Origin of the sequence: Bacillus sp. Nf3 (assembly GCF_003028545.1) — a bacterium.
Classification (GTDB): domain Bacteria; phylum Bacillota; class Bacilli; order Bacillales; family Bacillaceae; genus Bacillus; species Bacillus safensis.
Map to the genome: position 1 here is coordinate 1 of NZ_PYUA01000112.1, position 518 is coordinate 518.

Below are 518 nucleotides of genomic sequence, written 5' to 3' on the forward strand. Positions count from 1 at the left end.
GTCCAAGCAGTACATCAGTGCAGACAACGGCCTGTCGGTGCCGGGCCGCACGCTGTTCGATGTGGGCGCGCGCTACAGCACGACGATGGCGGGCCGGCCGTTTGCGCTGCGTGCCACGGTGAACAACGTGGCCAACAAGGCGTACTGGGGCATGCCCCTGCTGTCGAGCCTGGCACTGGGTGCGCCGAGAACGGTGCTGCTGTCGGCGACGATGGATTTCTGAGGCGCCTGGCCCGTCCAGGACGCGACGTTGCCGGGCAGCGCACCGGCAACGTCGCAGGATCATGCGGCGGGTGTCGGCGACGGCTCCAGCAGTTCATCCAGCATCAGCAGGCGACGGCGGCGGTTCTGCAGTCGATCCAGGAACACACCAATGCCGGAGCCGCCCATGCCGAAGTCGTTGCAGAGGCGATAGTGTGCCGGCCCGGCAAAGGCGATGCCTCCCTCACAGTCGATCGCGTGTGGCAGGATCGCCTCGGCCTGGTAGAAGGCGGCATGAGCGAAGCGCTCATCGCCGA

2 protein-coding genes are annotated in these 518 nt (G+C 67.0%); one reads left to right on the top strand and one right to left on the bottom strand.

The annotated features are described in order from the left end of the window. Nucleotides 1-223: TonB-dependent receptor (locus C9414_RS21090; RefSeq protein ID WP_142398091.1), on the top strand; the 223-nt coding region annotated here is incomplete at its 5' end. 59 nt (nt 224-282) lie between these two features. On the opposite strand, the gene C9414_RS21095 is transcribed toward C9414_RS21090, so the two are convergent. After that, the coding region (locus tag C9414_RS21095) for a hypothetical protein (protein ID WP_181286208.1) at nt 283-518 on the bottom strand (236 nt) is incomplete at its 5' end.